The organism is Hydrogenophaga sp. (genome assembly GCF_050182545.1).
In the GTDB taxonomy this organism is placed as follows: domain Bacteria; phylum Pseudomonadota; class Gammaproteobacteria; order Burkholderiales; family Burkholderiaceae_C; genus Hydrogenophaga.
The window spans coordinates 13,785-39,821 of the sequence record NZ_JBFXCD010000013.1 but is presented as its reverse complement, the minus strand read 5'-3'; the positions used below and the strand labels follow the sequence as shown (position 1 = coordinate 39,821).

At 66.4% G+C, this 26,037-nt stretch carries 29 protein-coding genes; 20 read left to right on the top strand and 9 right to left on the bottom strand.

All coding sequences use genetic code 11. From position 1 onward, the window contains the following. Positions 1-3 precede the first annotated feature (3 nt). From AB7P10_RS14125 to AB7P10_RS14110, 4 genes are all read right to left on the bottom strand, one after another. Positions 4-1,494: a hypothetical protein gene (locus AB7P10_RS14125; protein WP_428294478.1), complete on the bottom strand. Its 1,491-nt coding sequence runs from the start codon at positions 1,492-1,494 to the stop codon at positions 4-6. A 56-nt stretch (positions 1,495-1,550) separates the two neighbouring features. Next, on the bottom strand, positions 1,551-3,059 hold the full coding sequence (locus tag AB7P10_RS14120) for a hypothetical protein (protein ID WP_428294477.1): 1,509 nt from the start codon (positions 3,057-3,059) through the stop codon (positions 1,551-1,553). A 54-nt stretch (positions 3,060-3,113) separates the two neighbouring features. Further along, positions 3,114-3,359: a response regulator transcription factor gene (locus tag AB7P10_RS14115; RefSeq protein WP_428294476.1), complete on the bottom strand. Its 246-nt coding sequence runs from the start codon at positions 3,357-3,359 to the stop codon at positions 3,114-3,116. Between the two features lie 303 nt (positions 3,360-3,662). Beyond that, positions 3,663-4,799: an iron-containing alcohol dehydrogenase gene (locus tag AB7P10_RS14110; protein ID WP_428294475.1), complete on the bottom strand. Its 1,137-nt coding sequence runs from the start codon at positions 4,797-4,799 to the stop codon at positions 3,663-3,665. A 124-nt stretch (positions 4,800-4,923) separates the two neighbouring features. Between AB7P10_RS14110 and AB7P10_RS14105 the strand changes: the two genes are divergently transcribed. Together AB7P10_RS14105 and AB7P10_RS14100 are read left to right on the top strand one after the other, a co-directional pair. Further along, complete coding sequence (locus tag AB7P10_RS14105) at positions 4,924-5,907, top strand: alpha/beta hydrolase (RefSeq protein WP_428294474.1); 984 nt, start codon at positions 4,924-4,926, stop codon at positions 5,905-5,907. A 7-nt stretch (positions 5,908-5,914) separates the two neighbouring features. Beyond that, positions 5,915-6,772, top strand: a complete 858-nt coding sequence (locus tag AB7P10_RS14100; RefSeq protein ID WP_428294532.1) for a YbgC/FadM family acyl-CoA thioesterase — start codon at positions 5,915-5,917, stop codon at positions 6,770-6,772. Positions 6,773-6,785: 13 nt separating this feature from the next. Here the strand turns inward: AB7P10_RS14100 and AB7P10_RS14095 are convergent, their stop codons facing one another. After that, complete coding sequence (locus AB7P10_RS14095) at positions 6,786-7,628, bottom strand: NRDE family protein (protein ID WP_428294473.1); 843 nt, start codon at positions 7,626-7,628, stop codon at positions 6,786-6,788. Positions 7,629-7,642: 14 nt separating this feature from the next. Beyond that, complete coding sequence (locus AB7P10_RS14090; RefSeq protein WP_428294472.1) at positions 7,643-8,593, bottom strand: YgfZ/GcvT domain-containing protein; 951 nt, start codon at positions 8,591-8,593, stop codon at positions 7,643-7,645. A 146-nt stretch (positions 8,594-8,739) separates the two neighbouring features. On the opposite strand from AB7P10_RS14090, the gene mltG reads away from it, so the two are divergent. The 8 genes from mltG to AB7P10_RS14050 all read left to right on the top strand — a co-directional run bounded on the left by mltG (position 8,740) and on the right by AB7P10_RS14050 (position 15,701). Then, on the top strand, positions 8,740-9,747 hold the full coding sequence (mltG, locus tag AB7P10_RS14085) for an endolytic transglycosylase MltG (RefSeq protein WP_428294471.1): 1,008 nt from the start codon (positions 8,740-8,742) through the stop codon (positions 9,745-9,747). A 29-nt stretch (positions 9,748-9,776) separates the two neighbouring features. Further along, positions 9,777-10,436, top strand: coding sequence for a dTMP kinase (gene tmk, locus AB7P10_RS14080; protein ID WP_428294470.1), 660 nt, complete (start codon positions 9,777-9,779; stop codon positions 10,434-10,436). After that, complete coding sequence (locus AB7P10_RS14075) at positions 10,433-11,467, top strand: DNA polymerase III subunit delta' (RefSeq protein ID WP_428294469.1); 1,035 nt, start codon at positions 10,433-10,435, stop codon at positions 11,465-11,467. The genes tmk and AB7P10_RS14075 overlap by 4 nt, the downstream gene beginning before the upstream one ends. Positions 11,468-11,599: 132 nt before the next feature. Beyond that, positions 11,600-11,971 carry a PilZ domain-containing protein gene (locus AB7P10_RS14070; RefSeq protein WP_428294468.1) on the top strand — a complete coding sequence of 124 codons (372 nt, stop codon included), beginning with the start codon at positions 11,600-11,602 and terminating at the stop codon, positions 11,969-11,971. 75 nt (positions 11,972-12,046) lie between these two features. Continuing rightward, entirely contained in the window at positions 12,047-12,877 is an 831-nt protein-coding gene (locus AB7P10_RS14065) for a TatD family hydrolase (RefSeq protein ID WP_428294467.1), read from the top strand. 17 nt (positions 12,878-12,894) lie between these two features. Then, a complete protein-coding gene (locus tag AB7P10_RS14060) occupies positions 12,895-13,566 on the top strand; it encodes an ankyrin repeat domain-containing protein (protein WP_428294466.1) in 672 nt (223 codons plus the stop codon). 118 nt (positions 13,567-13,684) lie between these two features. Further along, a complete protein-coding gene (locus tag AB7P10_RS14055; protein ID WP_428294465.1) occupies positions 13,685-14,173 on the top strand; it encodes a tripartite tricarboxylate transporter TctB family protein in 489 nt (162 codons plus the stop codon). 16 nt (positions 14,174-14,189) lie between these two features. Next, positions 14,190-15,701 carry a tripartite tricarboxylate transporter permease gene (locus tag AB7P10_RS14050; protein WP_428294464.1) on the top strand — a complete coding sequence of 504 codons (1,512 nt, stop codon included), beginning with the start codon at positions 14,190-14,192 and terminating at the stop codon, positions 15,699-15,701. Between the two features lie 85 nt (positions 15,702-15,786). Here AB7P10_RS14050 and AB7P10_RS14045 read toward each other — a convergent pair whose 3' ends face one another. Next, positions 15,787-17,328, bottom strand: a complete 1,542-nt coding sequence (locus AB7P10_RS14045) for a methyl-accepting chemotaxis protein (RefSeq protein WP_428294463.1) — start codon at positions 17,326-17,328, stop codon at positions 15,787-15,789. Positions 17,329-17,522: 194 nt separating this feature from the next. Then, entirely contained in the window at positions 17,523-19,088 is a 1,566-nt protein-coding gene (locus AB7P10_RS14040) for a sensor histidine kinase (protein ID WP_428294462.1), read from the bottom strand. 312 nt (positions 19,089-19,400) lie between these two features. Between AB7P10_RS14040 and AB7P10_RS14035 the strand changes: the two genes are divergently transcribed. Further along, complete coding sequence (locus AB7P10_RS14035) at positions 19,401-20,111, top strand: Crp/Fnr family transcriptional regulator (protein WP_428294461.1); 711 nt, start codon at positions 19,401-19,403, stop codon at positions 20,109-20,111. On the opposite strand, the gene AB7P10_RS14030 is transcribed toward AB7P10_RS14035, so the two are convergent. After that, positions 20,041-20,598, bottom strand: coding sequence for a DUF3693 domain-containing protein (locus tag AB7P10_RS14030; RefSeq protein ID WP_428294460.1), 558 nt, complete (start codon positions 20,596-20,598; stop codon positions 20,041-20,043). The two genes, AB7P10_RS14035 and AB7P10_RS14030, sit on opposite strands and share 71 nt — an antisense overlap. A 438-nt stretch (positions 20,599-21,036) precedes the next feature. Between AB7P10_RS14030 and AB7P10_RS14025 the strand changes: the two genes are divergently transcribed. The 9 genes from AB7P10_RS14025 to AB7P10_RS13985 all read left to right on the top strand — a co-directional run bounded on the left by AB7P10_RS14025 (position 21,037) and on the right by AB7P10_RS13985 (position 26,018). Continuing rightward, positions 21,037-21,297 carry a hypothetical protein gene (locus AB7P10_RS14025; protein ID WP_428294459.1) on the top strand — a complete coding sequence of 87 codons (261 nt, stop codon included), beginning with the start codon at positions 21,037-21,039 and terminating at the stop codon, positions 21,295-21,297. Then, a complete protein-coding gene (locus AB7P10_RS14020) occupies positions 21,294-21,509 on the top strand; it encodes a hypothetical protein (protein WP_428294458.1) in 216 nt (71 codons plus the stop codon). The genes AB7P10_RS14025 and AB7P10_RS14020 overlap by 4 nt, the downstream gene beginning before the upstream one ends. Continuing rightward, the gene (locus AB7P10_RS14015) at positions 21,506-21,667 is read left to right on the top strand and encodes a hypothetical protein (RefSeq protein ID WP_428294457.1); all 162 of its coding nucleotides are present in this window, start codon (positions 21,506-21,508) and stop codon (positions 21,665-21,667) included. Before AB7P10_RS14020 ends, AB7P10_RS14015 begins: the two co-directional genes overlap by 4 nt. Positions 21,668-22,023: 356 nt before the next feature. Next, positions 22,024-22,233: a hypothetical protein gene (locus tag AB7P10_RS14010; protein ID WP_428294456.1), complete on the top strand. Its 210-nt coding sequence runs from the start codon at positions 22,024-22,026 to the stop codon at positions 22,231-22,233. A 146-nt stretch (positions 22,234-22,379) separates the two neighbouring features. Next, on the top strand, positions 22,380-24,395 hold the full coding sequence (locus AB7P10_RS14005; RefSeq protein ID WP_428294455.1) for a replication endonuclease: 2,016 nt from the start codon (positions 22,380-22,382) through the stop codon (positions 24,393-24,395). Continuing rightward, positions 24,370-24,570 carry a hypothetical protein gene (locus AB7P10_RS14000; protein WP_428294454.1) on the top strand — a complete coding sequence of 67 codons (201 nt, stop codon included), beginning with the start codon at positions 24,370-24,372 and terminating at the stop codon, positions 24,568-24,570. Before AB7P10_RS14005 ends, AB7P10_RS14000 begins: the two co-directional genes overlap by 26 nt. After that, the gene (locus AB7P10_RS13995) at positions 24,563-24,874 is read left to right on the top strand and encodes a hypothetical protein (protein ID WP_428294453.1); all 312 of its coding nucleotides are present in this window, start codon (positions 24,563-24,565) and stop codon (positions 24,872-24,874) included. Before AB7P10_RS14000 ends, AB7P10_RS13995 begins: the two co-directional genes overlap by 8 nt. Beyond that, positions 24,871-25,413 (top strand): hypothetical protein, encoded by a 543-nt coding sequence (locus AB7P10_RS13990; protein ID WP_428294452.1) that lies wholly within the window; start codon positions 24,871-24,873, stop codon positions 25,411-25,413. The genes AB7P10_RS13995 and AB7P10_RS13990 overlap by 4 nt, the downstream gene beginning before the upstream one ends. Further along, positions 25,410-26,018: a hypothetical protein gene (locus AB7P10_RS13985; protein WP_428294451.1), complete on the top strand. Its 609-nt coding sequence runs from the start codon at positions 25,410-25,412 to the stop codon at positions 26,016-26,018. The genes AB7P10_RS13990 and AB7P10_RS13985 overlap by 4 nt, the downstream gene beginning before the upstream one ends. The last annotated feature ends 19 nt before the right edge of the window (positions 26,019-26,037 follow it).

Here is a 26,037-nt window from a genome sequence, read left to right as displayed (position 1 = left end):
CCATCAACCCTGCGCGGGTGCGTCTCCACCCGGATTCGCCGCCGCGAAAGCGCTGTCATCGCCCGCCAGGGCGAGGTACTCGCCCGGGTAGTACTTGGTCAGCCACATCTGCGCCAGCTGGCTGCGCGTGATGGGTTTGAGGTAGTAATTGATCGGCACGCCGATGCCGCCCGCGCGCGCGCGGTCAACGTAGTTGTCGAACGCGGTCATCAGGGAGTCGATATTGAGCATGCGCACTTTTTGACCCTGGATCTCGCCAAGCTTGCCGATCACGGCGGTCACGGTGGCTTTCTTGAGGTCCACCAGATCCTGCCCGGTGCGCGCGGCCGTGGCCGCAACCTGGACAGACTGCAACTCGCCGCTGTTGGCGTTGGCCAGGGCTGTCAGCGCCGCCATCGTCCCGCCTTCGCCTTCCTCGGCGGCAAAGGCGCGCACGGCCGTCTGCACGTCGACGCCCTCGATGCCCAGGATCACGCCCGAGGTGAGCACCGTGACGTGTGAGGTGATGTCCTGGCGGCTGAGGAGCGATTTGCTGGAAGAAGCCGTGTCGTCATCCTCACCCAGGCCGCCGGCCGAGGACCGCCACCACGACTCCTGCTCGGCCTGAATCTGGAGCACGGATTCATCGGCCTCCATGTCCTGGCTGGTCTCCGTCTTTTCCTTGCGCAGCACGTGCACCATGCCGACAAAGCTGGAGCCGTAGGTGGCGCCCGAGATGATGCTGAACGACTTCTCGGCCGCGACACCTTCCTCCTTGGCCGTGCGCGCCATGAAGGCGCGCTCCATCTTGATCTTGTCCTGGTCACTCGGGAACAGCTGATTCCACACGCGGATCGCCTTGTCCACGTCGAGCACCAGCGGAGCGAGCAGCGTCGCCTGGCGGTGCGTGCAGTTGGCCGTGAGCACCAGTGTGCCCTCGACCTTGTGCCGCTGGCGCTGGTTGTTGATCTGCTTGACGGCGGAATCGGCCAGTTCGATCGATCCCTGGGTGCCACCAAGGGCACCCGACGCGCTGATGAACTGGCGGATGGAGCTGACCGTGTTCTCGGCGCTCTGCTTGTTCTCGTCGAAGGAGAAGTACTGCGCGTCCATCGTGAGCGTGTCGGCCGCCAGTGGCAGTGGCAGGGGAACGGTGCGGTTGAAATCGATCGGGCTCTCCAGGCTGGCGTTGACCTGCTGCACCTTGGCGCGCAAGGGCTGCATCTTGAGCTCCTGCTCGATGCGCGTCGTGGCGTAGGCGGTGGCCGCCTTGTCCAGCTCGGTGTCGATGTCCCTGATCTTGCCCAGCAGGTCCTTGGGGTCGATGTTCATGTTGATCAACTCGTCGGCCGTCATCTGCAGGCTGTGCTTGAGCGAGAGAAACGAGTTGAGGGTGTCCTGCGCGGCGTCGATGGGCGTCTGCACGGCCGCCATGGCCAGCAGGGTGTCCATGGCGGCCGGGTGCACGATGCTGCCGAGCACGAGCGAAGGTGAATAGGGGATGGTGGAGGGCATGGGATGCTCCCGGAAAGTTCGGATGGGGGTTCAGGGAATCTGCGGTGCCAGGTGCTTCACTGCGAAGCCGATGCATCGCCGCTGGCCTCGGGCTTGGGCGGCACGACCCGCACGGTGTCGTCGCCCGAGATGCCCAGGAATTTGTTGGGGTAGTACTTGCCGACCCACATCTGCGCGAGCTGGCTGCGTGTGATCGGCTTGGTGTAGTAGTTGATCGGCAACCCGATCTTGACGTTCTCGTCCGTGCCCGTGGCGGCCTTCACGTAGTCCTCGAACGCGACCATCATCGACGCGATGTCCAGCATCTTGTTCTGGCCATCGTCCAGGGCCGACAGACCCTGCATCACGCTGGTGATGGCGGCGGTCTTGAGCTGCACGAACTCACCCTTGGTGCGCGCGGAGGTCGCCGATTGCTGCACCGTCTGGTTTTCCGACGCCGTGTAGTCCGAGAGCTTGAGCAGGTCGGTCATCATGGCGTTCGGGTCGAAGTTGGCAAACTGCTTCACACCGATGGACACCTGATTCGACTTCAGCGTCGGGATGTAGCCCGCGGTGATCAAGGTGACGTGCGAGGTGATGTCCTGCGTGCTCAGCAAGGCCTTGAGGTCCCTGCCGACGTCCTTGTCGATGCCGAAACCGCCCTTGAGCCCAGCCTTGGCCGCGCCCAGGGAGAGCTTGAACTGCAGGTCTTTGGCCCGGGACTCGACGTCCTGACTGCTCCGGGTGTCCTGGGTCTGCAGGACGTGCACCATGCCCACGAAGCTGGAACCGAGCGTGGTGCCCGAGACAATGTGGAACGACTTCTCCGCCGCCGTGCCAATCTGCTCGGCGATCTGCTGCATGGCCACCGGGTCCAGCGCGATCTTGTCCTTGGCATCGGGAAACATGCGGTTCCAGGCCCTGACGGCCTTGTCCACGTCGATGTAGAAGGGTGCAAGGACCTGTGCTTCCTTGTGGGTGCAGGACGCGGTGACCACCAGGGTGCCCGCGATCTTGTGCAGCTGCCGTTGCTTGTTCACCTGGTTGACTGCGGTCTTGGCCATCTCGAAGGAGGCGCCGCTGCCCAGGATGGAGGTGGAGGCACTGACGTACGACTTGATGTTGGAGAGTGTGTTGCTGTCGCTCTCGTCGTTCTCGTCGAAAGAGAAGAACTGTGCGTCCATCTTCAGGGAATCCGCCGCCAGCGGCATGGACTTGATCTTGGTGCGGTTGTAGTCAACCGGGCTTTCGATGCTGGAGTTGACCAACCGTGTCTTGGCCCGCAGAGGCTGCATCTTGAGTTCCTGCTCCAGCCGCGTCGTGGCGTAAGCCGTGGCGGCGCGGTCCACGTCGGCATCGACGTCGTGCATCTTTTTCAGAAGGTCCTTCGGATTGATGTCCATGTTGATGAGCTCCTGCGCCGTCATTTCCAGGCTGCGCTTCATCGCAATGAACGAGTTCAGGGTTTCCTGCGCCGCGTCGATGGGAGCCTGTGCCGCGGAGATCGCCAGCAGGTTGTCCATCGCGGCCTGGTCGACGATGGCGCCGAGCACCAGGGACGGTGAGTAGGGAATGGGAGAGGGCATGGTCGAACTCCTGTGGATTCCTCGGATGGGTCGCGTGACGGCGTTGCCGCGCCATCACAGGGAAGTGCGAGACGCGCCGCCGCTGCGCGTGGCCTGGCAATACGCCAGTTGCGCGCCGTTGTGCACGCCCAGCTTGCGACGCAGGTTGTCGCGGTGGGTGTTCACGGTGTACGGGCTGATGTTGAGTTCGCGCGCGATCTGCTTGGACGTCAGGCCGCGGGCAATGAAGTCGAGGATCTCGGTTTCTCTCACGGTCAATGCCGTGTCGCTGCAATGGATGTGTGCGTGTGGGTCCGTCATCGGTTCTCTCCCGGTTGGAACTGCGTTCGCGCCAGATGCCAGCTCCTTGGCGAACAGGTGGCTCGTTGCCCCGAGGCCTGGTCACTGGCAGGGCGGTGACCGTGGTGTGGGGACGCAGTCAGTGTGTGGCGCAGGCGCGCGCACGCCGTGATGGACGGATCAAGAAAATCTCATGAATCGATGACCCTGTCTGTTGTCGCGTGAGCGACATCAGGCAGGGTCATGCGGCGGCGGCCATCGGCCGCGCCGTCAAGCTGGCAGTGGGTGCCTCGCGCCGCGGGGGCGCTTCGGGCTAAGGCTGCCTCACATGGATGCGACCAGCATCGCCCGGTAGTCGTCCGCGCTGGCGATGCGCGGATTGGTCTTGTGGCAATGGTCGGCCAGCGCGCCGGCGATGACGCGGTCGAACAGATCGGGCGTCACGCCCATGGCCGCCAGGCCCGTGGGCAGGCCCAGGCGCGCGTTCATGTCCCGGATGGCCTCGGGCACGTCGCCACCGCTGGACAACCCCATCGCATGCGCCATGCGCTGCAGGCGCTGCTCCTTCTGCATTGATTCGGCCTGCGCGTTGAAGCGGATCACGGCCGGCAGGAACACGGCGTTGAGCGTGCCATGGTGGAGGCGCGGGTTCACGCCGCCCAGGCTGTGGCTGAGCGAATGCACGCAACCCAGGCCTTTCTGGAAGGCCATCGCGCCCTGCATGGACGCGCTCATCATGTTCATTCGCGCGTCGCGGTCCTGGCCGTTTTTCGTTGCGCGCTCGATGTGGGACCAGCCACGCTGCAGGCCGTCCAGGCCGATGCCGTCTGCGGGCGGGTTGAAGGCCGGCGCCATGAAGGTTTCCATGCAGTGCGCGATGGCGTCCATGCCGGTGGCGGCGGTGAGCATGGGCGGCAGGCCCAGCGTGAGTTCCGGGTCGAGCAGCGCCGTCTTCGGCACGAGATGCCAGCTGTGGAATCCGAGCTTGCGCCCGTCGTCCACGATCACGATGGCGCCACGCGCCACCTCGCTGCCGGTGCCTGCGGTGGTGGGAATGGCGATAAGCGGCGGCACGCGCTCGGTGATTTTCGGCGAGCCGCCCTCGATCGTGGCGTAGATCTTGAGCGGGCCCTCGTGCGTGCAGGCGATGGCCACGCCCTTGGCGCAGTCGATGGCGCTGCCGCCGCCGAGCGCGATGAGTCCGTCGCAGCCCGCCTGGCGGTACACCTCCACGGCGGCGCGCACGGCGGCCTCCGTCGGGTTGGACGGCGTCTGGTCGAACACCGCGGGCGAGAGGCCGGGCAGGGCGGCCACCGCCTTGTCGAGCAGGCCCGCGGCCTTCACGCCCGCGTCGGTGACGATCAACGGGCGGCCGATGCCCACGCGCTCGCACTCGGCCTGCAACTGGGCCAGCGCCCCGAAGTCGATCAGGATGTTGGTGACGTAAAGAATCTGTGCCATGCATGTCTCCGTGGTGGTGGCGGCTCGCGGGCCGCAGGTGGAAAACTATACGGGCCGTGCGTGCATGTGGCCATGGCACGGGCACCTGCGACGGTCGCCCAAAAGACAGCCACAATCGCATCCCATGGCCCATCCCGACGATCCCCGCTCACTGCTCACGCCCGCCATGCGGGGTGTGCTGGACCGCATCGCACGCGCGGGCCATCCGCCGCTGCACACACTGCCGCCCGCCGAAGCAAAGGCCGCCTACGAAGCGGGCGCGGGCGTGCTCGAGATACCGCGCCAGCCACTGGATCGCGTGGACGACCTGCGCATACCGGCGCGTGACGGCCATGCGCTGCCCGCGCGCCTGTACGCGCCGGCCTCGGCACGGCCGCTGCCGGTGCTGCTGTTCTTTCACGGTGGCGGCTTCACGGTGGGCAGCGTGGACAGCCACGAGGCGCTGTGCCGCCACCTGGCCCACCTGGCGAACTGCGCCGTGCTCTCGGTGGACTACCGGCTGGCGCCCGAGGCGAAGTTTCCGACCGCGGTGCACGACGCCTGGGACAGCCTGGCCTGGTTGCGCGGGCAGGCCGAAGCGCTGGGCCTCGATGGCGCGCGCATCGCCGTGGGCGGCGACAGCGCGGGTGGCACGCTGGCGGCCGTCACGGCGATTGCCGCGCGCGACGCCGGCTGGCCGCTGGCGCTGCAATGCCTGTTCTATCCCGGTTGCGCGGGGCACCAGGACACGGCCACGCACCAGACCTTCGCACACGGCTTCCTGCTGGAGGAACCCCACATCAGTTACTTCTTCGGTCACTACCTGCGCAGCGAGGCCGACCGCGACGACTGGCGCTTCGCGCCGCTCGATGGCGTGGACGAGAACGGCCACGTGCGCGAACTCGACGACGTCGCGCCGGCCTGGATCGGCCTGGCCGAGTGCGACCCACTGACCGACGAAGGCGTGATGTACGCCGACCGCCTGCGCCACGCGGGCGTGGCGGTGGACCTGGAAATCTATGCCGGCGTGGTCCACGGCTTCATCAACTTCGGTCGCGCCATCCCCGAGGCGATGACCGCCCACAACCACGCGGCGCGTGCGCTGCGCCAGGCCTTTGGAGACGATTGAAATGGGTTTGAAACGGTCCGACTTCCGCTTTTTCCACCGGCTGCGCGTGCGCTGGGCCGAGGTGGACATGCAGAAGATCGTCTTCAACGCGCACTACCTGATGTACTTCGACACCGCCGTCACCGACTACTGGCGCGCGCTGGCCTTGCCCTATTTCGAGACCATGGAGCAGCTCGAAGGCGATCTGTACGTGGTCCGGGCCACGGTGGACTTCCACGCCTCGGCGCGGGTGGACGAGCAGATCGACGTTGCCATGAAGTGCAGCCGCGTGGGCAATTCCTCGCTGACCTTCACGGGTGCGATCTTCCGCGGCGACGAACACCTCATCAGCGGTGAGCTGATCTATGTGTTCGCCGATCCCGCCACCCAGAAGTCCCGGCCCGTGCCCGATGCGCTGCGGGCGGCGCTCAACGGCTACGAAGCCGGCGAGACCATGACCCGCGTGCAGGTCGGGCCGTGGAACGAACTCGGCGGCGATGCCCAGCGCCTGCGCACGGCGGTGTTCGTGGAAGAGCAGCGCATCCCCAAGGAACTGGAGTGGGACGAGGCCGACGCGGTGGCCGTGCACGCGGTGGCCTACAACCGCCTGGGGCGGCCCGTGGCCACCGGTCGGCTGCTGCCGCACGAGCCGGGCGTGGCACGCATCGGCCGCATGGCGGTGGAGCGGTCCCTGCGCGGCGGGCGGCTCGGTCGCGATGTGCTGCACGCGCTGATGGACGTGGCGCGCGCGCGCGGCGACACCGAGGTGATGCTGCATGCCCAGAGCAGCGCCGAAGGCTTCTACGCCCGGCTGGGCTACGAGCGGCGTGGGGCGCCCTTCGAAGAGGCCGGCATCGGGCACCAGGAGATGGTCGCGAAGTTGTAGGGCCCGCAGGCCGTCACCAGATCAGGGTTTCGCGCCGGTGCCGGGCCGCATCGAGCCTGGCCAGCGGCGCCTTGTGGTCGTGGGTCCATTCGTCCATCTGCACGTCCCAGGCCTGCGCGCGCGGCAGAGCGCGCACCACCAGGCTGCTGCGCGTGCCATAGGCGCGGTCGGACATGCGCACGAACGGGCTGGACAGGGCGCGTTCCATGTCGGGCGGCACGCCCGTTTGTGGCAGATCTCCCGGGGCGGCCGGCGCCGCTTCGGTCAAGTGCGCAGCCAGGGGATGCATCCAGATGCCGTCCTCCGGTGACTGCAGCCGCGCCAGCGACTCGCCCAGTGCCTGCTTGAGACGCACGGTCTTGGGCCAGGGCGTGTCCAGGCTGGCGTTGGACAGACCGTACAGTCCCGCACCCAGGGCCTGACGGTGCAGCTTCGGGGTGCGTTGCTCGTGCGGATGCTGCGGGTCGCGGTTGCTCAGCCAGCTCCAGCTGGCCCGATGGAAATCGCCCACCACGAGGTTGAAGCCGCCATAGGCGCCGGGGTCGATCGTCTCGGCCAGCCCGTCCACGTCATCGCCGCCCTGCAGCCAGCGGGTGACGAGTTCGCCCCGGCTGCGCGCGCCAGGGCCGGCCTGGCTCTGGCGCACATTGGTGAGCATGGCCACGCGGCCGCCGGGGCTCAGCCCCAGCCAGGTCCCGCCATCGCGCAGGTCGCGCCCGGCGACGATCTCGGTGCCATCCGGCAATGCCCAGCGGTGCAGGGCCGCCGTGGGGCGATCCAGGAATTCGTCGCGATTGGCCGCAATGAGCAGCGGACACGCGGGGTCGGTGTGCAGGGCGAACGCAATCAGACACATCGGACAGCCGGCGATCAGATGTCGTCGAGCAGGGGGTAGGGCAGGGCTTGCAATTGCAGGCTCGGGCCGTCGGCACCGTCGGCACCGTCGGCACCGCCGGCACGCAGACCGCCTTGCGCGGCCGCGCTGGTCTGCAGGGACACGATCGCATCGAAGCCTCCCTCGGGGTGCGCCGCCGCCTGCACCACCGTGCCGCACGGTTGTTCCGCATCGCTCTCGAGAAATACCTCCTGGCCGGCCGCGAGCTCGGCGTCGGCGTGCACCAGGTACGCGCGGCGCTTGAGGGTGCCGCGAAACTGGCTGCGCGCCACCACCTCCTGGCCGGGGTAGCAGCCCTTCTTGAAATTCACGCCGCCCACCGATTCGTAGTTCAGCATCTGCGGCACGAAGGCATCGAACACCGGCTGGCTCAGCGTGGCCACGCCGCTGCGCACATCCATCCAGTGCCACAGCGCGTCCGGCAAGGCAGGGGCTGCGGGCGCGGGTGCGTCCACCGGCGCGACCTGCAGCGCGCGTGCCACGCCGTCAGCCGGGTACAGGCGCACCACGCTGGACGCCCCATCTCGCCACTGGCTCCACGGCGCGGCGGGCAGTGCGGGTGGCACGGCATCGCCGGCCAGGCCAAATAGGGCAAAGGCGTCGCTCGCGTCGCTCAGCTTCGCTTTCGCCCGCAGCACGAACATGGACAGGCGTTTCAGGGTGCTGGCGAGCAAGTCCCGACTGCACACGAGCAGGATCTCGTCGTTGCTGCGCTTGACGCCCACGAAGCTGGCCTGCATGCGCCCCTTGGCGGAACAGAAAGCAGCCAGGCGGGCCTGCGTCGGCTCCAGCAGGACAAAATCCTGGGTGAGCTGGCCTTGCAGGAAGGCGGCCGCGTCATCACCCTGAACGCGGATCACACCCAGGTGCGTGAGGCGCGCAACGCCGCTGGCCAACGGCTGTGTGGGGAGGGCTGAAGCGTTCATGGCGGGGCAGTTTCGATGAAAGGTGGCCCGCGGCGCACCAGTGGGCAGATCGGGTGTCTGCGGGGCAGGAGCCGTCGATTATCATGGCCGGCCCGCTCCCTTGCCGAGCCGTTTCGACATACCCCTGCCGGGCTGTCTCCCCTGTGATGCGTCTCCTGAAACTGCTGGTGGTGTTTCCCCTGCTGCTTGCCATGCTGGCCGCGGTGGCGGGCATGTGGTGGCTGCAGCAGCCCTTGTCGCTGGCGGCTCCCGCGCCACAACAGAAGGCCTTGCTGGTCACCATCGAACCCGGGGCCTCCGCGCAGGTGGTGGCCGACCGGCTGTCCGCCTCCGGCGTGAATGCCCCGCCGCAACTGCTGTATGCCTGGTTCAGGCTGTCGGGCCAGGCGCGCGACATCAAGGCCGGCACCTACGAAATCGATGCCGGCACCACGCCGCGCACGCTGCTGTCCAAGCTGGTGCGTGGCGAGCAGGCCTTGCGCAGCATCACCCTGCTCGAAGGCTGGAACATCCGCCAGGTGCTGCAGGCCGTGCGCAGCGCGCCCGATCTCACCCAGGACATCGAAGGCCTGAGCCAGGACGACATCATGGCGCTCATTGGCTACCCAGGCCGGCACCCCGAGGGGCGTTTCTTCCCGGACACCTACCGCGTGGTGACGCGCGCGCCGGCTTCCAGCGTGCTCAAACAGGCCGCGCAAGCCATGGAGAAACGGCTGGAGCAGGCCTGGGCCCAGCGCGATGCCGATTCGCCGCTGCGCTCCCCCGACGAGGCGCTGGTGCTGGCCAGCATCGTGGAGAAGGAGACCGGTCTGGACAGCGACCGCCGCCGCATTGCCGGGGTGTTCGTCAACCGTTTGCGCATCGGCATGCGACTGCAGACAGACCCGGCCGTGATCTACGGCCTGGGCGAACGCTTCGACGGCAACCTGCGGCGCAAGCACCTGACCACCGATGGTGCCTACAACACCTATGTGCGGGCCGGCCTGCCACCCACACCGATTGCGATGCCGGGCGCGGCATCGCTGATGGCGGCGGTGCAGCCCCTGGCCACCAACTCGATCTACTTCGTGTCGCGCGGCGATGGTTCCAGCCAGTTCAGCGCCACGCTCGAGGAGCACAATGCGGCGGTGCGGCGCTACATCCTGCGTCGCTGAAGTTCCGTCGTATCCCCCGATCCCCGTCCATGTCCGTTTCCGGTCTCTTCATCAGCTTCGAAGGCATCGACGGCGCGGGCAAATCCACCCACATTGCCGCGCTGGCCGACGCGTTCCGCGCGGCGGGGCGCACCGTGGTGCTCACACGCGAACCGGGTGGCACACCGCTGGCCGAAAAGTTGCGCGAACTGGTGCTGAACGACGCCATGGACCCGCTGAGCGAGGCACTGCTGATGTTCGCCGCGCGCCGCGACCACCTGGGGCTGGTGATTGAACCCGCCCTGGCGCGCGGCGACGTGGTGCTGTGCGACCGCTTCACCGACGCCACGTTTGCCTACCAGGGTGGTGGCCGGGGCTTTGATCTCGACGTGCTGGGACAGCTCGAACGCTGGGTGCAGTCGCGCCCGGACAGCACGGCACTGCGCCAGCCCGATCTGACCGTGTGGTTCGACCTGCCCCCCGCCGTGGCGGCGCAGCGCCTGGCTTCGGCCCGGGTGCCTGACCGATTCGAATCGCAGCCCCAGGCCTTCTTCGAGCGCGTGGCCGCGGGTTATGCGCAGCGCCTGGCCGGCGACCCCGCGCGATTCGCCCGTATCGCCTCCGACCAGCCCAGGGAGCACGTCTGGCGGCAGGTGCGCGAAGCCGTCGAACAACGCGGCTGGCTGCGCCCAGCCGGAGCCAGCGCATGACCCCTTCCACGCTGGCACCCTGGCTGCAAGAACAACTGCGCGGACTGCTGGCGCAGCGCGGTCACGCGCTGTTGCTGGCGGGCCCATCCGGTCTGGGCCAGTACGAACTGGCGCTGGCGCTGGCACGCGCCTGGCTGTGCGAACAGCCCACCGCCGACGGCGCCTGTGGTGTGTGCGGCAGCTGTCACGCCATCGACGTGCGCACCCACGCGGACCTGTGCGTGCTGATGCCGGAGACATTGAGCCTGGAACTGGGCTGGCCGCTGGACGAGGGCGCGCAGAAGGACATTGACGACAAGAAGCGCAAGGCCAGCAAGCTCATCCGCGTCGAGGCCGCACGCGTTGCCGTCGCTTTCACGCAGTTCACGCGCTCGGGCGGGCGCACCAAGGTGATCCTGGTGCATCCGGCCGAGCGCATGAACGTCGAATCGGCCAACACCTTGCTCAAGACGCTGGAAGAGCCCGTTGGCGAGGTGCGGTTCGTGCTGGCCACCGAGGCGGCACATCAGTTGCTGCCCACCATCCGCAGCCGCTGCCAGAGCCATGCCATGTTGTGGCCGAGCGGTTCGGATGCACTGGACTGGCTGGTGCAGCAGGCCAGTGCGCAGGGCAAACCGGCAGGCCGCGAGCAGGCCGCAGTGTGGCTGCAGGCGGCGGGCGGACGCCCCGACGACGCGCTGGCCTGGGCGGCCACTGGGCTGCAGGGCGCCACCTGGGCCCAATTGCCGCAGGCGCTGGCCCGGGGCGACTGGGGCACGCTCGCCGGCTGGCCGCCGGCACAGCAGCTCGCGGTGTTGCAGAAACTGTGTCACGACCTCATGGCCCGTGCGTCGGGTGCGCCCGCGCGCTTCTTCCCCGCCGAGCAATTGCCCCCCGCGCCGCGCTGGAGCGCGCTGGCTCAGTGGTCGCGCGAACTCATGAGCGCCGCACGCACGGTGGAGCACCCCTACAACGCCGGGCTGACGCAAGAGGCCTGGGCCGCCCGCACCCGGCAGGTGCTGGCCAGCGGCAACACCCGCGCGACCGCCTGAGGCCCCACGCCGGCCGCTGACCGGAGAAGTCGTGCAACTGGCGATTTGTCACGGAAACTCCCGGCTGTTGAAGGCTTCTCAAGCCCTTGTCGGTCGCCGAGCCCGAGCCCATTGCCGCTAAACTCATCCACCATGAGCACCAACCCCTCTCCATCGTCCGCTACGGCGCGGCCGAGTGTGATCCAGCTCTCCATCAAGGAGAAGGCGGCCCTGTATGCCGCCTACATCCCCTTGTTCGCCGATGGCGGCATCTTCATCCCCTCGTCGCGCGAGTACCGGCTGGGGGACGACGTCTATGTGCTGCTCAGCCTGCCCGATGACCCGCAGCGCTACCCCGTCGCTGGCAAGGTGGCCTGGGTCACGCCACCCAAAGCGCAGGGCGCGCGCACCCAGGGTGTGGGCATCCGGTTTCCGGCCGACGAGAAATCGCGCCAGCTCAAGCTCAAGATCGAGGAAATCCTGGGCTCCAATCTGGGTTCGGACCGCGCCACCCAGACGCTCTGACCCAGCGCAGCCCCACCAGCCGATGCGGCGCACAATGGTGTGCCCATCGGCTTTTTTCATGCTGTTCCTCCTGCCATGTTCACCGACTCCCACTGCCATCTGAGCTTTCCCGAACTGCAGTCGCGCCTGCCGGACATCCTTGACGAAATGGCACAGGCCCAGGTGGATCGCGCGCTGTGCATCTGCACCACACTGGAAGAGTTCGAGGATGTGTACGGACTGGCGCGCGCGCACGACCACCTCTGGGCGACCGTGGGCGTGCACCCGGACAACGAAGACGTGCGTGAACCCACGCTGGACGACCTCCTGGCCGGCGCCGCGCGCCCCAGGGTGATCGGCATTGGCGAAACCGGGCTCGACTACTACCGCCTGGGTGAGCGCACCGTGGCCGACATGGAATGGCAGCGCGAGCGGTTCCGCACCCACATCCGCGCGGGCCGCCAGACGGGTCTGCCGCTGGTGATCCACACCCGCAGTGCGTCCGAGGACACGCTGGAGATCCTCAAGGAAGAGGGGGGGTTTGGGTCGGGCTCCGGTCGGTCAGAGCCTGTGGCCAGGGGCGTCTTCCACTGTTTCACCGAAACCATGGATGTCGCTCGTGCGGCGCTGGATCTGGGCTTCTACGTTTCGTTCTCCGGCATCCTGACCTTCCGCAACGCAGCCGATCTGCGCGAGGTGGCTGCCTTTGTCCCCCTGGACCGCACCCTGATCGAGACCGACAGCCCCTATCTGGCTCCGGTTCCCCATCGTGGAAAGACCAACTCGCCCGCCTGGGTCCCGTGGGTGGCACGGCAGGTGGCCGAGATCAAGGGGTTGGAGGTGGAGGCCGTTGCACGGGCCACCAGCCTCAACTTCGAACACCTGTTTGATCGGGTCGCCCGCCTGGCAACACCTGACATGTCTTGATGTATCACATAAAAAATATGAAATTCAGCATTGTTTTTAAACTGATATTTTCAGTTTTCCTCGGAATCGCCTCATCTCTGCATGCCAGTTCGTTCGACGACTTCTTCATGGCCATCAAGCAGGACAACGTGGTGGTCGTGCGGCAACTGGCGCAGCGTGGCTTTGACCTGAACACGCGCAATGAAGCGGGTGATCACGCGCTGTACCTGGCCATCCGGGACGGGGCGCTGGGCGTGGCCGACTATCTGGTCGGCGAACCATCGGTGGACATTGAGGCACGCAACGCCAAGGACGAGAGCCCCTTGATGATGGCGGCCATCAAGGGCCGGCTGGAGCTGATGCGCCGTCTGATCGCGCGCAAGGCCGAAGTCAACAAGACGGGCTGGACACCCCTGCACTATGCGGCCACCCATGCGGGCGAGGCCAGCCCTGCCATGGTGCGCCTGCTGCTGGAACACCACGCCTACATCGACGCCGAGTCACCCAATCGCACGACGCCGCTGATGATGGCGGCCCACTACGGCCAGCCCGGGGTGGTGAAATTGCTGCTCGAGGAGGGCGCCGATCCCTTGCTGCGCAACCAGCAGGGGCTCACCGCCATCGATTTTGCGCACCGTGCCAACCGCGCTGCGTCAGCGGAAATCATTGCGGCCTTCGTGCGCGCGCGCCAGCCCAAAGGCAAGTGGTAGTCGCCACGCACGCGGCGGAAGCAGGGTTCGCGCCGGGGCAAAGTAGGTGTAACCCACATGGGCCGGACGGCCGGGACGCATCAAAATCGCCGGCTGACCCACACAATGAGGAGACGCCGTGAAGCTGGCCAGTCAGAAGGATTTCTTTTCGGGAATGATGTTCACCATCGTCGGCGTGTCGTTCGCCGTCGGTGCCACCAATTTCACGGTCGGCGAAGCCGCCCGCATGGGGCCGGGCTACTTCCCGCTGATGCTGGGCATCCTGCTGGCCTTCCTGGGTGTCGTGATCACCGCGACGTCGTTCCGCAGCAAGGCACCCGACGGCGATCCGATCGGGGCGATCGCCTGGCGTCCTCTGTGTTTCATTCTGGGCGCGAACCTCGCGTTTGGCGCGCTGCTTGTCGGCTTCCCCCCGGTGGGCTTGCCGGCCATGGGGCTGATCGTTGCGATTTACGGCCTCGTGATCATTTCCGGCTTTGCCCGGCCGAACTCCAGCATCAAGGAGTCGTTGATCCTGGCGACCATCCTGGCCGTGGGCAGCTATGGCGCCTTCGTATACATGTTGAACCTGCAGTTCCCGGTGTGGCCTGCGTTCCTGACCGCCTGATCCGGAGACACTTTCCATGGAACTTCTTGAACATCTGTCGCTGGGCTTCGGCGTCGCCTTCACTTTCCAGAACCTGATTTACGCCTTTGTCGGCTGTCTGCTGGGCACGCTGATCGGCGTGCTCCCGGGCATCGGCCCGCTGGCCACCATCGCCATGCTGCTGCCGGCCACCTACGGCCTGCCACCCGTGGCCGCGCTCATCATGCTGGCCGGTATCTACTACGGCGCGCAATACGGCGGCTCCACCACCGCCATCCTGGTCAACCTCCCGGGTGAATCGTCCTCGGTGGTGACCGTGATCGACGGCTACCAGATGGCGCGCAAGGGCAGGGCAGGCCCGGCCCTGGCGGCTTCGGGTATTGGCTCCTTCTTTGCCGGTTGCGTGGGTACCCTCGTGATCGCCGCATTCGCGCCGCCGCTCACCGAGGTGGCCCTGAGCTTCGGGCCGTCCGAGTACTTCGCGCTCATGGTGCTGGGCCTCATCGGTGCCGTGGTGCTGGCCTCGGGTTCACTGGTCAAGGCACTGGCCATGATCGTGCTGGGCCTGCTGATCGGCCTGGTCGGTACCGACGTGAATTCGGGCGTGGCGCGCTTCAGCTTCGACATTCCCGAACTCACCGACGGCATCAGCTTCGTGGCGATTGCGATGGGCGTGTTCGGCTATGGCGAGATCATCAACAACCTGTCCCATGGCGACAGCAAGCGCGACGTGTTTGCCGGCAAGGTGGCGGGCCTGATGCCCACCAAGGAAGACTTCAAGCGCATGATCCCTGCGGTGCTGCGCGGCACGGCCCTGGGTTCCATGCTGGGCATCCTGCCCGGCGGTGGCTCGGTGCTGTCGGCCTTCGCCGCCTACACGATCGAGAAGAAGACCAAGCTCCGGGCCGGTGAAGTCCCCTTCGGTCAAGGCAATATCCGCGGTGTCGCGGCGCCCGAAGCCGCCAACAACGCCGGTGCGCAGGCATCGTTCATCCCGCTGCTGACGCTGGGCATTCCGCCCAACCCCGTGATGGCGCTGATGGTGGGTGCCATGACGATCCACAACATCCAGCCCGGTCCGCAGGTCATGACCTCGAACCCCGAGCTGTTCTGGGGCCTGATCGCCTCCATGTGGATCGGCAATGCGATGCTGGTGATCCTGAACCTGCCGCTGATCGGCATCTGGGTCAAGCTGCTCACCGTGCCGTACCGCTGGCTGTTCCCGGCCATCGTGCTGTTCTGCGCCATCGGCGTGTACTCGACCAACAACAACGTGTTCGACATCTGGATCGTGGCGCTGTTCGGTCTCATCGGCTACATCTTCATCAAGCTGGGTTGTGAGCCGGCTCCCTTGCTGCTGGGTCTGGTCCTGGGGCCCATGATGGAGGAATACCTGCGCCGCGCGCTGCTGATCTCACGGGGAGACTGGACCGTCTTCGTGACGCGTCCCATCTCGGCCTCGCTGCTGGCTGCGGCGGTGCTGCTGCTGGTTGTCGTGGTCTCGCCATCGATCAAGAAGAAGCGCGAGGAAGCTTTCGTGGAGGAATGACCCTGGGGCAGGCATGCCTTGCCCCGGCCACACACCTGCCCGATCCGCTCCCACAGCGGATCGGGCTTTTTTTTGATGGCGCGGTCTACAGCTTGAACCGCTCCACCGTTTGCACCAGCCGATGAGCCTGGGTTCTGAGGCTGGCGGCCGCTGCTGCGGACTCTTCGACCAGCGCGGCGTTTTGCTGAGTGGCCTGGTCCATCTGGCTGATCGCCTCACCGACCTGACCGACTCCGGCGCTTTGCTGGACGCTGGCACTGCTGATCTCTCCCACGATGTCACTGACGCGCTGGATCGAAGAGACGATTTCCTGCATCGTGGTGCCGGCCTGATCGACCAGCGCCGTTCCCTGCTCGACGCGTTCGACGCTGGCCCCGATCAGCACCTTGATCTCCTTGGCCGCCTCCGCGCTGCGCTGGGCCAGGTTGCGCACTTCACCCGCCACAACCGCAAAGCCCCGGCCTTGCTCGCCGGCCCGCGCCGCCTCCACCGCGGCATTCAGGGCCAGGATGTTTGTCTGGAAGGCAATGCCGTCGATCACGCCGATGATGTCGCTGATCTTGCGGCTGCTGTCGTTGATGTCGCGCATGGTCTCGACCACCTGGCTCACGACCGCGCCACCCTGCCTGGCCACCGCGCTTGCGCTGGATGCGAGCTGATTGGCCTGGCGGGCATTGTCCGCATTCTGGCTGGCGCTCGAGCCCATCTGTTCCATGGAGGCGGAGGTTTCCTCGAGCGCCGAGGCCTGCTCCTCGGTTCGTTGACTTAGGTCGGCGTTGCCCTGCGCGATCTGTGCGCTGGCCGTCGACACGCTCTCGGCGTTGCCTCGCACTTCGCCCACCACGTCGACCAAGCTGTCGTTCATGGCCTTGAGAGCTCGCAGCAGGTCGGCAGTCTCGTCCTTGCCGCTGGCGTTGATGTGCGAGGTCAGGTCGCCGGCTGCCACCGTCTGCGCCACATTCACCGCCGAGTTGATCGGGTGCGTGATGGAGCGCGTGATGCCGATGGCAAGGCCCGTCCCCAGCAGCAGTGCAAAGGCCGCGGCAGCCACCATCACGATCTCGACAAGCGCTTCGAGCTCCTTGGCGCGCTTGAACTCCTGCTCGGCCACCTCGATCTGCAGCTGGATGAGCTGGTCGGACAGGCCGATCGCGGTGCGCGCCAGGGGTTCGAGCTTGTCGCTGTAAATCCGCCGCGCACCCTCGAGATCACCGTTGCGCACCGCCGCCAGGACCGCCTGCAGACCCTCGTTGACAAAGGCGGCGCGGGCCGGCGCATAGGCCTGTGCCAGCTGCGCCTCCTGCGGACTCAGCCGGGTCGCCACATAGCGTTCCCAGATCTGGCCGATGCGCGCCGCGTTGGCCTGCACCTGGGCCTGGTTCTGCTCCAGGGACTTCGGCTCGAGCAACGTGTCCATGACGAGCACGCGGTTGGTCACCATCAACTGGTAGATGGTGGCGAGGTCGCCCAGTGGCACGGTGCGGTCTTCGTAGATGGTCCTGCTTTCCGCGGAGAGCCTGGCAGCGCCGACGAAGCCGGTGGCGGCCATGCCGACGATGAGCAGCAGTATCACGCCGAAGCCCAGGCCGAGTCGTTTGCCGATCTTGAGGTTTGAGAGCACACCCATTTCTTGTCCTTGGTTGGGTTGGTTGGCGATTCGAGGACCACGGACGAGGCATGAAAATTCGTGGATCACGAGATCGTTGAAACCACAGCATCGACGGGGGCAGGGCGCTCTGAAGCGCGGAAAAGATCGGTAATTCCCGCTATCCGCCGGCATTGTGATCAAACGCTCACTGGAAGCGCCGCGCGAAGCCCGGATCAGGGCGTGCCCGTGTTCGCACCCGGCGAGCGGCGCGCAAGGGCAACGTGAAAGACCGAGCCGTCACCCGGCGCGGACTCGGCCCAGATGCGGCCCCCATGCGCCTGCACGATGCGCTGGCACAGGGCCAGGCCGATGCCGTCACCGGCAATGGCCGCATCCGGGTTGGCGCGGGCGAACATCTGGAAGATGCGCGACTGCATGGCAGGACTGAAGCCGCAACCGTTGTCGCGCAGGGACAGCGTCCAGCCGCTGTCCGAACTGGCATGGGTGAAATCCAGCCGCGTCAGCGCCTGGTGGCCGCTGTACTTGAAGGCGTTGTCGATCAGGTTGATCCAGACCTCGCGCAGCAGGACGGGGTCGCCCCAGACTGCGGGCAGCGTGTCCTGACCCGTGGCGCAGAACCGGCGCCCGCCAAAGGACGCCGCCACCTCGCCCAGGCAGTCGTCGACCAGGTCGGCCATGCGGACCCAGGTTGGGCTGATGCCGCGCCGGCCCATGCGGGAGAAGGCCAGCATGCCGTCGATCAGCGACTGCAGCCGCGTGCCTGCGGCGACGATCTTCTGGCAGTAGGCCTGGGCGGACGGGATATCGTCGGTGGCCAGCGACTCCTGCACGATCTCGGCATAGCTGACCATGTGCCGGACGGGTTTCTTCAGATCGTGCGAGAGCGCGTGCGAGAACGCCTCCAGTGATCGGTTGGCTTCTTCGAGGTTGCAGGTCGGCTCGTCCACCATGGCCTGCAACTTAGCGTTGTTCAGGCTTTTTTGCTCAATCAGTTCCCTGTACACGGTCACGTCCTGGATGGTCCAGGTGCCCGGAGGCCTGATGTTGTTGCCGTGCCGCTCGGGCACCCCCCGGCAGCGGACCCAGCGGCGGTGCCCCTTGTGGGTCGTGATGGGCAGCTCATGGTCGAACTCGTCGCCGTTTCGCATGATGCGCTGCAGCCGCTTTTGCAGCTCCTGCTGCGCCTCGGGGCAGACGAAGCCGAGCAGGGCCTTGAAAGTCCTGGGCGCTTCGTCCCGGGGCAGCTCAAGAATGGTGTACACCTCGCTGGACCATTGCATGGTGCCCCCGTCGGGGTTGAATTCGACGCGGCCGAGCCGCGCCAGGCGCTGGGCGACCTGCAGATGGTGCTGCAACCGGGCATTGGTGCGTTCAAGAGCCCGCTTTTCACTGAGGTCGCTCTGGATGGAGAAGTAGGCCCGCACCTGGCCCTGGCTGTCGCGGATGGGCTCGATGTTCAGCAGCACGGTATAGGGCTCACCGTTCTTGCGATAGTTGACGGTCTCGACACCGGACACCGCCATGCCCTGTCTCAGGCGATCGCGCACGAACCGACTCGCCAGATCGCTGGTCAATGGGCCGTGCAGCAGCTGACCCGCCGTCTTGCCCTGCACCTCGTCCAGCGTCCATCCGGTGATCTGTGTGTAGGTCTGGTTCACCCAGCGGATGTGCTGCTCCGCGTCGGTGATCACCACCATGTTGGCGCTTTGCTCAACGATCTTCTCCAGGATCAGCAACCAGGAGGTCAGGTCGCCGAGTTCGTCGTTGGCATCGAGCAAAAGGTCGACTCCTTGTTCAGGGGTGGGTGGGGTCCTCAGGCCGCCCGGGCAGCCCGGCATGCATTGGCGTCGGGCACGCTCATGCCCCGCCTGACCTGGATCATCGACACGCAGACGGCGACCTGCTATCAAAATCAACATGCTTTGTGATGAGACGCGCACACGTCTGTATGCCTGTGGTCCGCTCACGACCCCGGCCCCGCTACCATGGGCCTCGCGCGAGCGGTGATGGCGCCACCCGCGAAGCGTCTTCGGCCCGGTGACGCTTTTGCCGTGTGACCCAGCAAGGACTTCCGAGAGCTTCCCGTACGCATGAGCAACCCCTCCCAGCGGACGAACGGACCGGGCGTGATGCCACGTTGTGAGCATTGTTCGACGCGAGGTCGCTGCCTTTTTGCCGTGCTGCCGCTGCCGCAACACGAACCCTTCCGCTCCCTCGTTCGCGAGCGCACAGTGGCGGTCGGCGAGATGCTGGAGATCCAGGGCACCCAGGGGCAGATGCTGGGTGTGGTCAAGGTGGGCCTGCTCAAGGGCTTGCGAAGCCGCCCGGGTGACGAGGGCAAGCCCATCCTGCTGATGGGCAAGGGGCGCCTGATCGGGTTCACACAGCCTTTCGGGCAAGCGGCACTGCTCAGCCTGGCCGCCATCACCCCGACGCGCGTCTGTGAAATCGATGTACGGGCCGTCAGGGACTTGGCCATGCACCACGAACCCTTTCAGCAGGCGATCTACAGAACGATTGCCGAGTTCCTGGGCATCATGGCCGACTGGTCACGTCTGCTGCGCGAGGACAGCTACCTCACCAAGGTGGCCGCAGCGCTGCAACTGATCGCCGCGGAAGCGGGCAGCGCGTCGTTTCGCATCCCCAGTCATACCGAACTGGCAAATGTGCTGGGGGCACGCCGCGAGACCGTCGCCCGGCACATTGCCATCCTGATCGACAAAGGCCTGTTCAAGAAGGTCGACCGCTGGCATGGCATGCTGACCACGACGGACGCTGCCGGCCCAGAAGCCCGCTACTGACCGGCGCCCGCGCATGCCTGCCTGCCATCTGCCTGGCGGGGACGTTCCAGGCGGCTTGCGGGCTGCAGGGCCGTTTCCGAGGCGGCGGTTTTATCTTCCACGATGTATAGGAAATGAAGCTGTCGAATTGAGCCCTCGCGCTGGCCTCGCTCATAGGCAAACCGCCCATCGCGGCGATCAAAAACACCACTGAAAAAACGCCAGCAGCGGCGGCCGATTGCAGCCTGGCGGCGATCTGGTGCCAAAGGGCTTTGGCCTCGTCGGTCTTGGCCCGCTGTTCCTCGATCTCGGCCAGCAAAATCGCCGGGTCATCACCCGTAAGTTCACAAAGCTTTACCAATACCCGAGCGTCGGGCAGGGTCTTGCTGTCCCTGTAATTCCTCAAGGACTTCTGATCGATGCCCAGCACCAAGGCCAACTTGTAGTCGCTGGGCAACCTGTGGGCAACTTTGGCGTTGTCCAATAGAGAAACCATGTTGATAGCCATGTGGATAACTCGCTTTCCGTAAGGGGGAATGGGCCGGGCGGATTGCCTGTAACCGTTAGGGTACGCGAACCGGGTTTGGCCTTCCAGCACACGAAGGGCTTCCCTACACGAATGGGTTCCAGTAAAGTCCGGTCCGCCGGGGCAGCTTTTTTGATTTCCCCCCCATGCCTTCGGGCTGTCCCGGCCTTCGTTTTGAAGGCAATCGGGGAATCAAGGCGGGGCCATGTCATTTCAATTAACGGGGCGCGCTGGGTGCGCGTACCGGGTCAAATTCGAGTATTGGAAAAACACGCTAGACCGGCGCTATTACAGCGTCATCGCGTCCGTTTCGTCGCCCTGGAATTTGAGCGGCGGCCAATTGGCGGTGGTGGATGATTTCGGCGATTTGGTCCCGGTGGCCATATGAGCACGGCAATTGAATTGGCCTGCGCAGCCGCAATGCGCAACATCAAAAAACACATCAACGCGACGGCGGGCCAGCACATGCGGGCCATCCGTAAGGGGTTCGCCCTGGCCGGCGCGCCTGTAACGGCAACGGTGGAGCCGGAAGCGCAGCGGCGCATCCCCCTGGTGTCCGAGGGCACCGCCAGCGCCAGGCGCATCAACCGCGAGGCCGGCGCGCCCGCGTGCGCGGCCAGCGGCTGTAACGGGCCGGTCGAAGGCCAGTGCCTGGGCATCTGCACCGGGGGCATGCGATGAAAACCACCGTCAAGCTCGGTAACGGTAAGGCCATCGTCGTGCAGCCGGCGCGCAAGGGCCTGGGCGTGCTGTTCGAAGTCATGCTGTTCAACACGGTGATTCACAGCGAGGTGATGACCCCGGACGCCTGGGGCGCGCTGTCCGTGGGCGGCGACATGGCGGCCGAGGCCGCGCTGATCGCGCACGAACGCGAGCAGGCGAGGGCGGCATGAGGGCGTGGCGCGTCAACGCTGGCGGCGTGCTGGTGCCGACCGGGGGGAACGCCTGGCCGCGTCCGGTGGGCTGGGCGCAGCTGCCGCCGGCCATTCGCGCGGAATGGGACAAGCGGTGGGCGCAGGCGAACGCCAAGCAGGCGGGGCAGGGCGCGTGATCGCGGTCCTGTTCGCGCGTGCTGACAGCACCTACAAAACCATGCCGCAGTGCGACGTGTGGGACGCCGAGCGCGACGCGCGCCGATGGCCTGGCGGCGTGCCTGTCGTGGCGCACCCGCCTTGTCGCGCGTGGGGCAGACTGCGCCATATGGCGAACCCTCGACCCGATGAAAAGGAATTGGCGCGGTGGGCCGTTGCGCAGGTCCGTGCGTGGGGCGGCGTGTTGGAGCATCCAAACGCTTCCACGCTATGGGGGGATCAGCAGTTGCCGCAGCCAGGGGAGCGGGATGCGTGGGGCGGGTGGACCATGCCGATATGTCAGAACTGGTGGGGGCACCGAGCCGAGAAACGGACGATGCTCTACATCGTGGGGTGCGAGCCTTCGGGTATTCCGAGCTATCCATTCAGCATCGAGCGGGCTTCGCATGTGGTGGGCACCAGCGGCCGGCGGCAGGACGGTACGCGCCTCGCGGATCGTCCGGAGATAACCAAGGCCGAGCGCGAGCACACCCCCCCCCAGCTGGCCGCGTGGCTGGTGGAGTTGGCGGGTAGGTGCGCGCGGTGAAGAAAAAGGGCTCGGGCATCGGCCCATTCGCCAGCATCAGCGGCTTCTCGGGGGCCGCTGCGGTTGCGCCTCTGGTGGCCGTTCCCACGTCGCCACACTGGGCGCAGCCGCGGCTCTTCGCGCTGCCACAGCGCTGGGCCGACAAGATGGCGGCCAGCTGGCGCGGCATCGTTGAGGAATTGGCCGGCAAGGGCCGCACGCACGGCGCGGCCGATGTGTGGCTGACGCGCCGGCTCGACGAACTGGAGCGCGGCAGGCGCGCCGGCATCCGCCCGAACATGGGCGATTCCGACCTGTGCCAGCTGGCCGACCAAGAGGCCCGCGACCACGCGGACCACCATGCCGACATTGAGGGCCGTTACCGCGTCGTGTGGGCGCACATGCCGGCCGAATATTTGGCGCGGTGCATCCTGCACAAACAGGTGCAGACGGCGCGCTGGTTGATGGCCTGCCGTGGCGTGGCCGACCTCTGGCCCGATGGCCCCGACATGACCGACCGGGGCCGCCTGGCGCGGTTGCGCGATCCGGTGTTCTGGCGGCGGGTGTTCCGCAAGGCGCACGCGCGCACGGTGGAAAGCTGCGCCATTCGCCTGGGTCTGGTGAACGGCCGCGCGGACCCGTACATCAGCCGGGAGTCGTTGGACATAGCGACCAAGCGCCAGGCGGCGAACGCGGCCATGCTGAAACACACGCTGGCGGTGAGCGAGCGCGGCGACGAAATGACGCTGCTGGAAGTGGCCGAGCGCAGCGTATCGAACCCGACGATTCGCCGTGGCGAATTGATGACCCGCGTTTCCGGCTTCGAACTGTGCGCCGATGACCTGGGCCATGTGAAGCGCTGGGCCGTGCTGACGTGCCCCAGCCGAATGCACAAGTGGAAGCACACCAGCAACGGCGCGCCAATCGCAAACAAAAAATACGATGGCACCCAGCCGCGCGCGGCGCAGCAGTACCTGGCGCAGCAGTGGCGGCGGCTGTGCGCCTGGTGGGAGCGCCAGGGCCTGAGGGTCTATGGCTTTCGCACCACCGAGCCGCACCAAGACGCCACACCGCACTGGAATGTGCTGTGTTTCTTTGCGCCGATGACCGAGCGCGTGCAGCTGAAAAAGCTGTGCAAGCTGCCGACCGATGCGGTGACGGTTTTCGATGCCGGCCTGCGCCGGTACTTCCTCGAAAATGATCACCCGAACGAGCCAGGCGCGCGGGCGCACCGCGTGAAGATCGAGGCCATCGACAGCAGCAAGGGCAGCGCGGCGGCCTACATCGCGAAGTACATCGCCAAGGGCGTTGACGGCTTCGGCCTGGACGTGGATTTGTTCGGCAACAACATCGAGCGCACGTCGCGCGCGGTGGTGGCCTGGTCGCGGGTGTGGGGCATCCGTCAGTTCCAGCAAATAGGCGGGCCGCCTGTGACGGTGTGGCGCGAGTTGCGCCGGCTCAACCCGGACAACCTGGGCGACGTGGCGACGGTGGCCGACACGCTGCGCGATGCGGCGGCCGCGGTCAATCTCAAGCTGACGGAGCCGGACGAAAAACGCGCTGTCGCCTGGCAGCGCTACGTCATGACGCAGGGCGGCCCGACCTGCAAGCGCGCGGCCTGGACGGTGCGCATGCTCATGGAGCAGCGCGAGAAAGCAAACCGGTACGGCGAGGCATCGCAGCCGCGCATCGTGGGTGTGGTGGGGGCAGGGCGCGTGCCCATGGCCGCGCCTGCGCATCTGGTGGCGCGCGGCGTGGCTGGTGGCGGCTATTTCCGGCCGGCCATGACTGCGATTCAGTCCGAGCGCACGGAGTGGGTAGTCATCAGCAAGGGCAGCGCGGATGACGCTATCGAGCAGCATTGCGAGCGGCTGCAGGGCCTGATTCACGCCATGGACGCGCAGGCCGCGCGCGACATGGCTTTGCGAATCGAGCAGCTGCAAAAACGCCGAGAGGATGAGGAGCGGCTGCGCGAAGCGCTGCCGCCTTGGACCCGTGTCAATAACTGCACGGCGACGCCGATGCTCGACACGTTGGACAGGAGTACTTTGGAAGTTTCAGCGGGTCGATTCGCACCGCTCAAGCGCCTACGGCGCAAGCTGGACCGGCGCTACAACTGGAATTCGGGGGCCGGGGGGCCATTTGAAGGGGTAGACCATGAAGGATATTTTTCAGCTGCATGATGTGGCGCGGATCAAGGCGGGGCCGTATGCGGGCCTGGTGGGTCGGATCACCCAGCAGCTGCCCGGTGTGGGCGGTGGCTGGTTGATGGTGCGCATTGAGGGCGTGAAGGATGGCGAGTCGGTGGACGTGGAAAAGAAATTCCGCCCCAGCGAGTTGGAGCGCAACCATGGATAAGGGCGTGCTCGGTTACATCGATTGCCCGACCTGTGGCACCAGTGGCGGCATGCGCATCACCAACGACAAGAACGGCCACCCGTTCGGCTTCTGCACCGCGACGTGCAGGCAGCAGCTGCGCGTCGGTCCGGACCCCGAGCGCGTGGCCGCGTTCGTGGAGCGCTACCCGTTCGCCGCGGCGAAGCCGGCCGCCACGCCGGCACCAGCGCCGGCCGTGGTGTCCGCGCCTGCACCCGTACCGGTCGCGCGCAAGCGCTCCGGCCTGGCCGATGCCCTGCAGTTCCTGGGTGGGGGTGCAGCATGAAGCCCAGCAGCACCGACACGCAACAGGTGGAGCGCGACATTGAGGCCGGCAACGCCACGAGCCAGGAACAGGCGTCCGACCTGGCCGCGCTCGAAGTGGCGGCCGGCGGCCAGGTGCTGGCCGGCCAGCCGGTGGAGCCGGAGAAGGAAGAGGGTCCGGACCTGGCCGCCGAGATTGCCGGCCTGGTGAAAATGGCCGTGGGCGTGCTCTCGCCCATGTTCCCGAGCCTGCCCACGATCTACACCGACGAAACCACCGACCTGGCGGCCGGCGCGGTGGCGAAGGTGTGCGACAAGTACGGCTGGATGCAAGACGGCATGATGGGGAAGTACGGCGAGGAAATCGCGTGCGCGATCATCATCGGCCCGCTCGCCTTTGCCACCGTCAAGGGCGTGAAGCATGACCTCGCCGATATCGCGCGGCGCAAGCCTGATGCGGCGGTGAGTGCGACCGGCATCGACCTGGCGGCACCGCCTGCAGCGCCAGCGCCGGCCGAGTCGAAACAAGTCACGTTCGGCGGCGTGGTGGGTCCGGCATGAAGACGATCGATGGCGAGTTGAACGTGATCGCCGGGGCCTCGCGCTCCGGCAAAACGGCATGGACGTTGCGCCAGGTCAAGGCCGAAAAACGCATCATCGCGTGGGACCCGGAAGACCAGTGGAGCCAGGTGCGAGGGTTCACCAAGATCACCACGCGCGCCGCGCTGCTGGCCGCGATCAAGAAGCCCGGCCCGATGAAATTGGCCTACGTCGCAGGGGGCGACCTCAAGGCGGAATTTGACTTCTGTTGCGCGTGCGTGATGTACGCCGGCCGCTACGTGGAGCCGCTGGTTTTCATCGCGGAAGAATTGGCCGATGTGACCACGCCGAGCAAGGCCCCGGGCAATTGGGGCATCTTGCTGCGCCGGGGATTGAAGCGCGGCATCAGCATCTTCGCCATTTCTCAGCGATGGGCCGAAGCCGACAAGACGGCCATCGGCAACGCCACGCGCTACGTGTGCTTTTCGATGGGGGGCGAGGACGTGTTTTACATGCACCGCAAGACCCTGATTCCGGTAGAGCAGTTGGGCGCGTTGAAGGCGCTGGAATTCGTAATCAGCGACCGCCTGACAAAGCAGGTCACAACAGGAAAGCTCAAATTCTGAGCCGCAGTTGCCCCGGTTT

Bases quoted from the DNA above. Each gene is read 5' to 3' on its own strand.
- AB7P10_RS14125 (WP_428294478.1), bottom strand. From the start codon at position 1,494: ATGCCCTCCACCATCCCCTATTCACCTTCGCTCGTGCTCGGCAGCATC.
- AB7P10_RS14120 (WP_428294477.1), bottom strand. From the start codon at position 3,059: ATGCCCTCTCCCATTCCCTACTCACCGTCCCTGGTGCTCGGCGCCATC.
- AB7P10_RS14115 (WP_428294476.1), bottom strand. From the start codon at position 3,359: ATGACGGACCCACACGCACACATCCATTGCAGCGACACGGCATTGACC.
- AB7P10_RS14110 (WP_428294475.1), bottom strand. From the start codon at position 4,799: ATGGCACAGATTCTTTACGTCACCAACATCCTGATCGACTTCGGGGCG.
- AB7P10_RS14105 (WP_428294474.1), top strand. From the start codon at position 4,924: ATGGCCCATCCCGACGATCCCCGCTCACTGCTCACGCCCGCCATGCGG.
- AB7P10_RS14095 (WP_428294473.1), bottom strand. From the start codon at position 7,628: ATGTGTCTGATTGCGTTCGCCCTGCACACCGACCCCGCGTGTCCGCTG.
- AB7P10_RS14090 (WP_428294472.1), bottom strand. From the start codon at position 8,593: ATGAACGCTTCAGCCCTCCCCACACAGCCGTTGGCCAGCGGCGTTGCG.
- mltG (WP_428294471.1), top strand. From the start codon at position 8,740: ATGCGTCTCCTGAAACTGCTGGTGGTGTTTCCCCTGCTGCTTGCCATG.
- tmk (WP_428294470.1), top strand. From the start codon at position 9,777: ATGTCCGTTTCCGGTCTCTTCATCAGCTTCGAAGGCATCGACGGCGCG.
- AB7P10_RS14075 (WP_428294469.1), top strand. From the start codon at position 10,433: ATGACCCCTTCCACGCTGGCACCCTGGCTGCAAGAACAACTGCGCGGA.
- AB7P10_RS14070 (WP_428294468.1), top strand. From the start codon at position 11,600: ATGAGCACCAACCCCTCTCCATCGTCCGCTACGGCGCGGCCGAGTGTG.
- AB7P10_RS14065 (WP_428294467.1), top strand. From the start codon at position 12,047: ATGTTCACCGACTCCCACTGCCATCTGAGCTTTCCCGAACTGCAGTCG.
- AB7P10_RS14060 (WP_428294466.1), top strand. From the start codon at position 12,895: ATGAAATTCAGCATTGTTTTTAAACTGATATTTTCAGTTTTCCTCGGA.
- AB7P10_RS14050 (WP_428294464.1), top strand. From the start codon at position 14,190: ATGGAACTTCTTGAACATCTGTCGCTGGGCTTCGGCGTCGCCTTCACT.
- AB7P10_RS14045 (WP_428294463.1), bottom strand. From the start codon at position 17,328: ATGGGTGTGCTCTCAAACCTCAAGATCGGCAAACGACTCGGCCTGGGC.
- AB7P10_RS14035 (WP_428294461.1), top strand. From the start codon at position 19,401: ATGAGCAACCCCTCCCAGCGGACGAACGGACCGGGCGTGATGCCACGT.
- AB7P10_RS14030 (WP_428294460.1), bottom strand. From the start codon at position 20,598: ATGGCTATCAACATGGTTTCTCTATTGGACAACGCCAAAGTTGCCCAC.
- AB7P10_RS14025 (WP_428294459.1), top strand. From the start codon at position 21,037: ATGCGCAACATCAAAAAACACATCAACGCGACGGCGGGCCAGCACATG.
- AB7P10_RS14020 (WP_428294458.1), top strand. From the start codon at position 21,294: ATGAAAACCACCGTCAAGCTCGGTAACGGTAAGGCCATCGTCGTGCAG.
- AB7P10_RS14015 (WP_428294457.1), top strand. From the start codon at position 21,506: ATGAGGGCGTGGCGCGTCAACGCTGGCGGCGTGCTGGTGCCGACCGGG.
- AB7P10_RS14010 (WP_428294456.1), top strand. From the start codon at position 22,024: ATGCTCTACATCGTGGGGTGCGAGCCTTCGGGTATTCCGAGCTATCCA.
- AB7P10_RS14005 (WP_428294455.1), top strand. From the start codon at position 22,380: ATGGCGGCCAGCTGGCGCGGCATCGTTGAGGAATTGGCCGGCAAGGGC.
- AB7P10_RS14000 (WP_428294454.1), top strand. From the start codon at position 24,370: ATGAAGGATATTTTTCAGCTGCATGATGTGGCGCGGATCAAGGCGGGG.
- AB7P10_RS13995 (WP_428294453.1), top strand. From the start codon at position 24,563: ATGGATAAGGGCGTGCTCGGTTACATCGATTGCCCGACCTGTGGCACC.
- AB7P10_RS13990 (WP_428294452.1), top strand. From the start codon at position 24,871: ATGAAGCCCAGCAGCACCGACACGCAACAGGTGGAGCGCGACATTGAG.
- AB7P10_RS13985 (WP_428294451.1), top strand. From the start codon at position 25,410: ATGAAGACGATCGATGGCGAGTTGAACGTGATCGCCGGGGCCTCGCGC.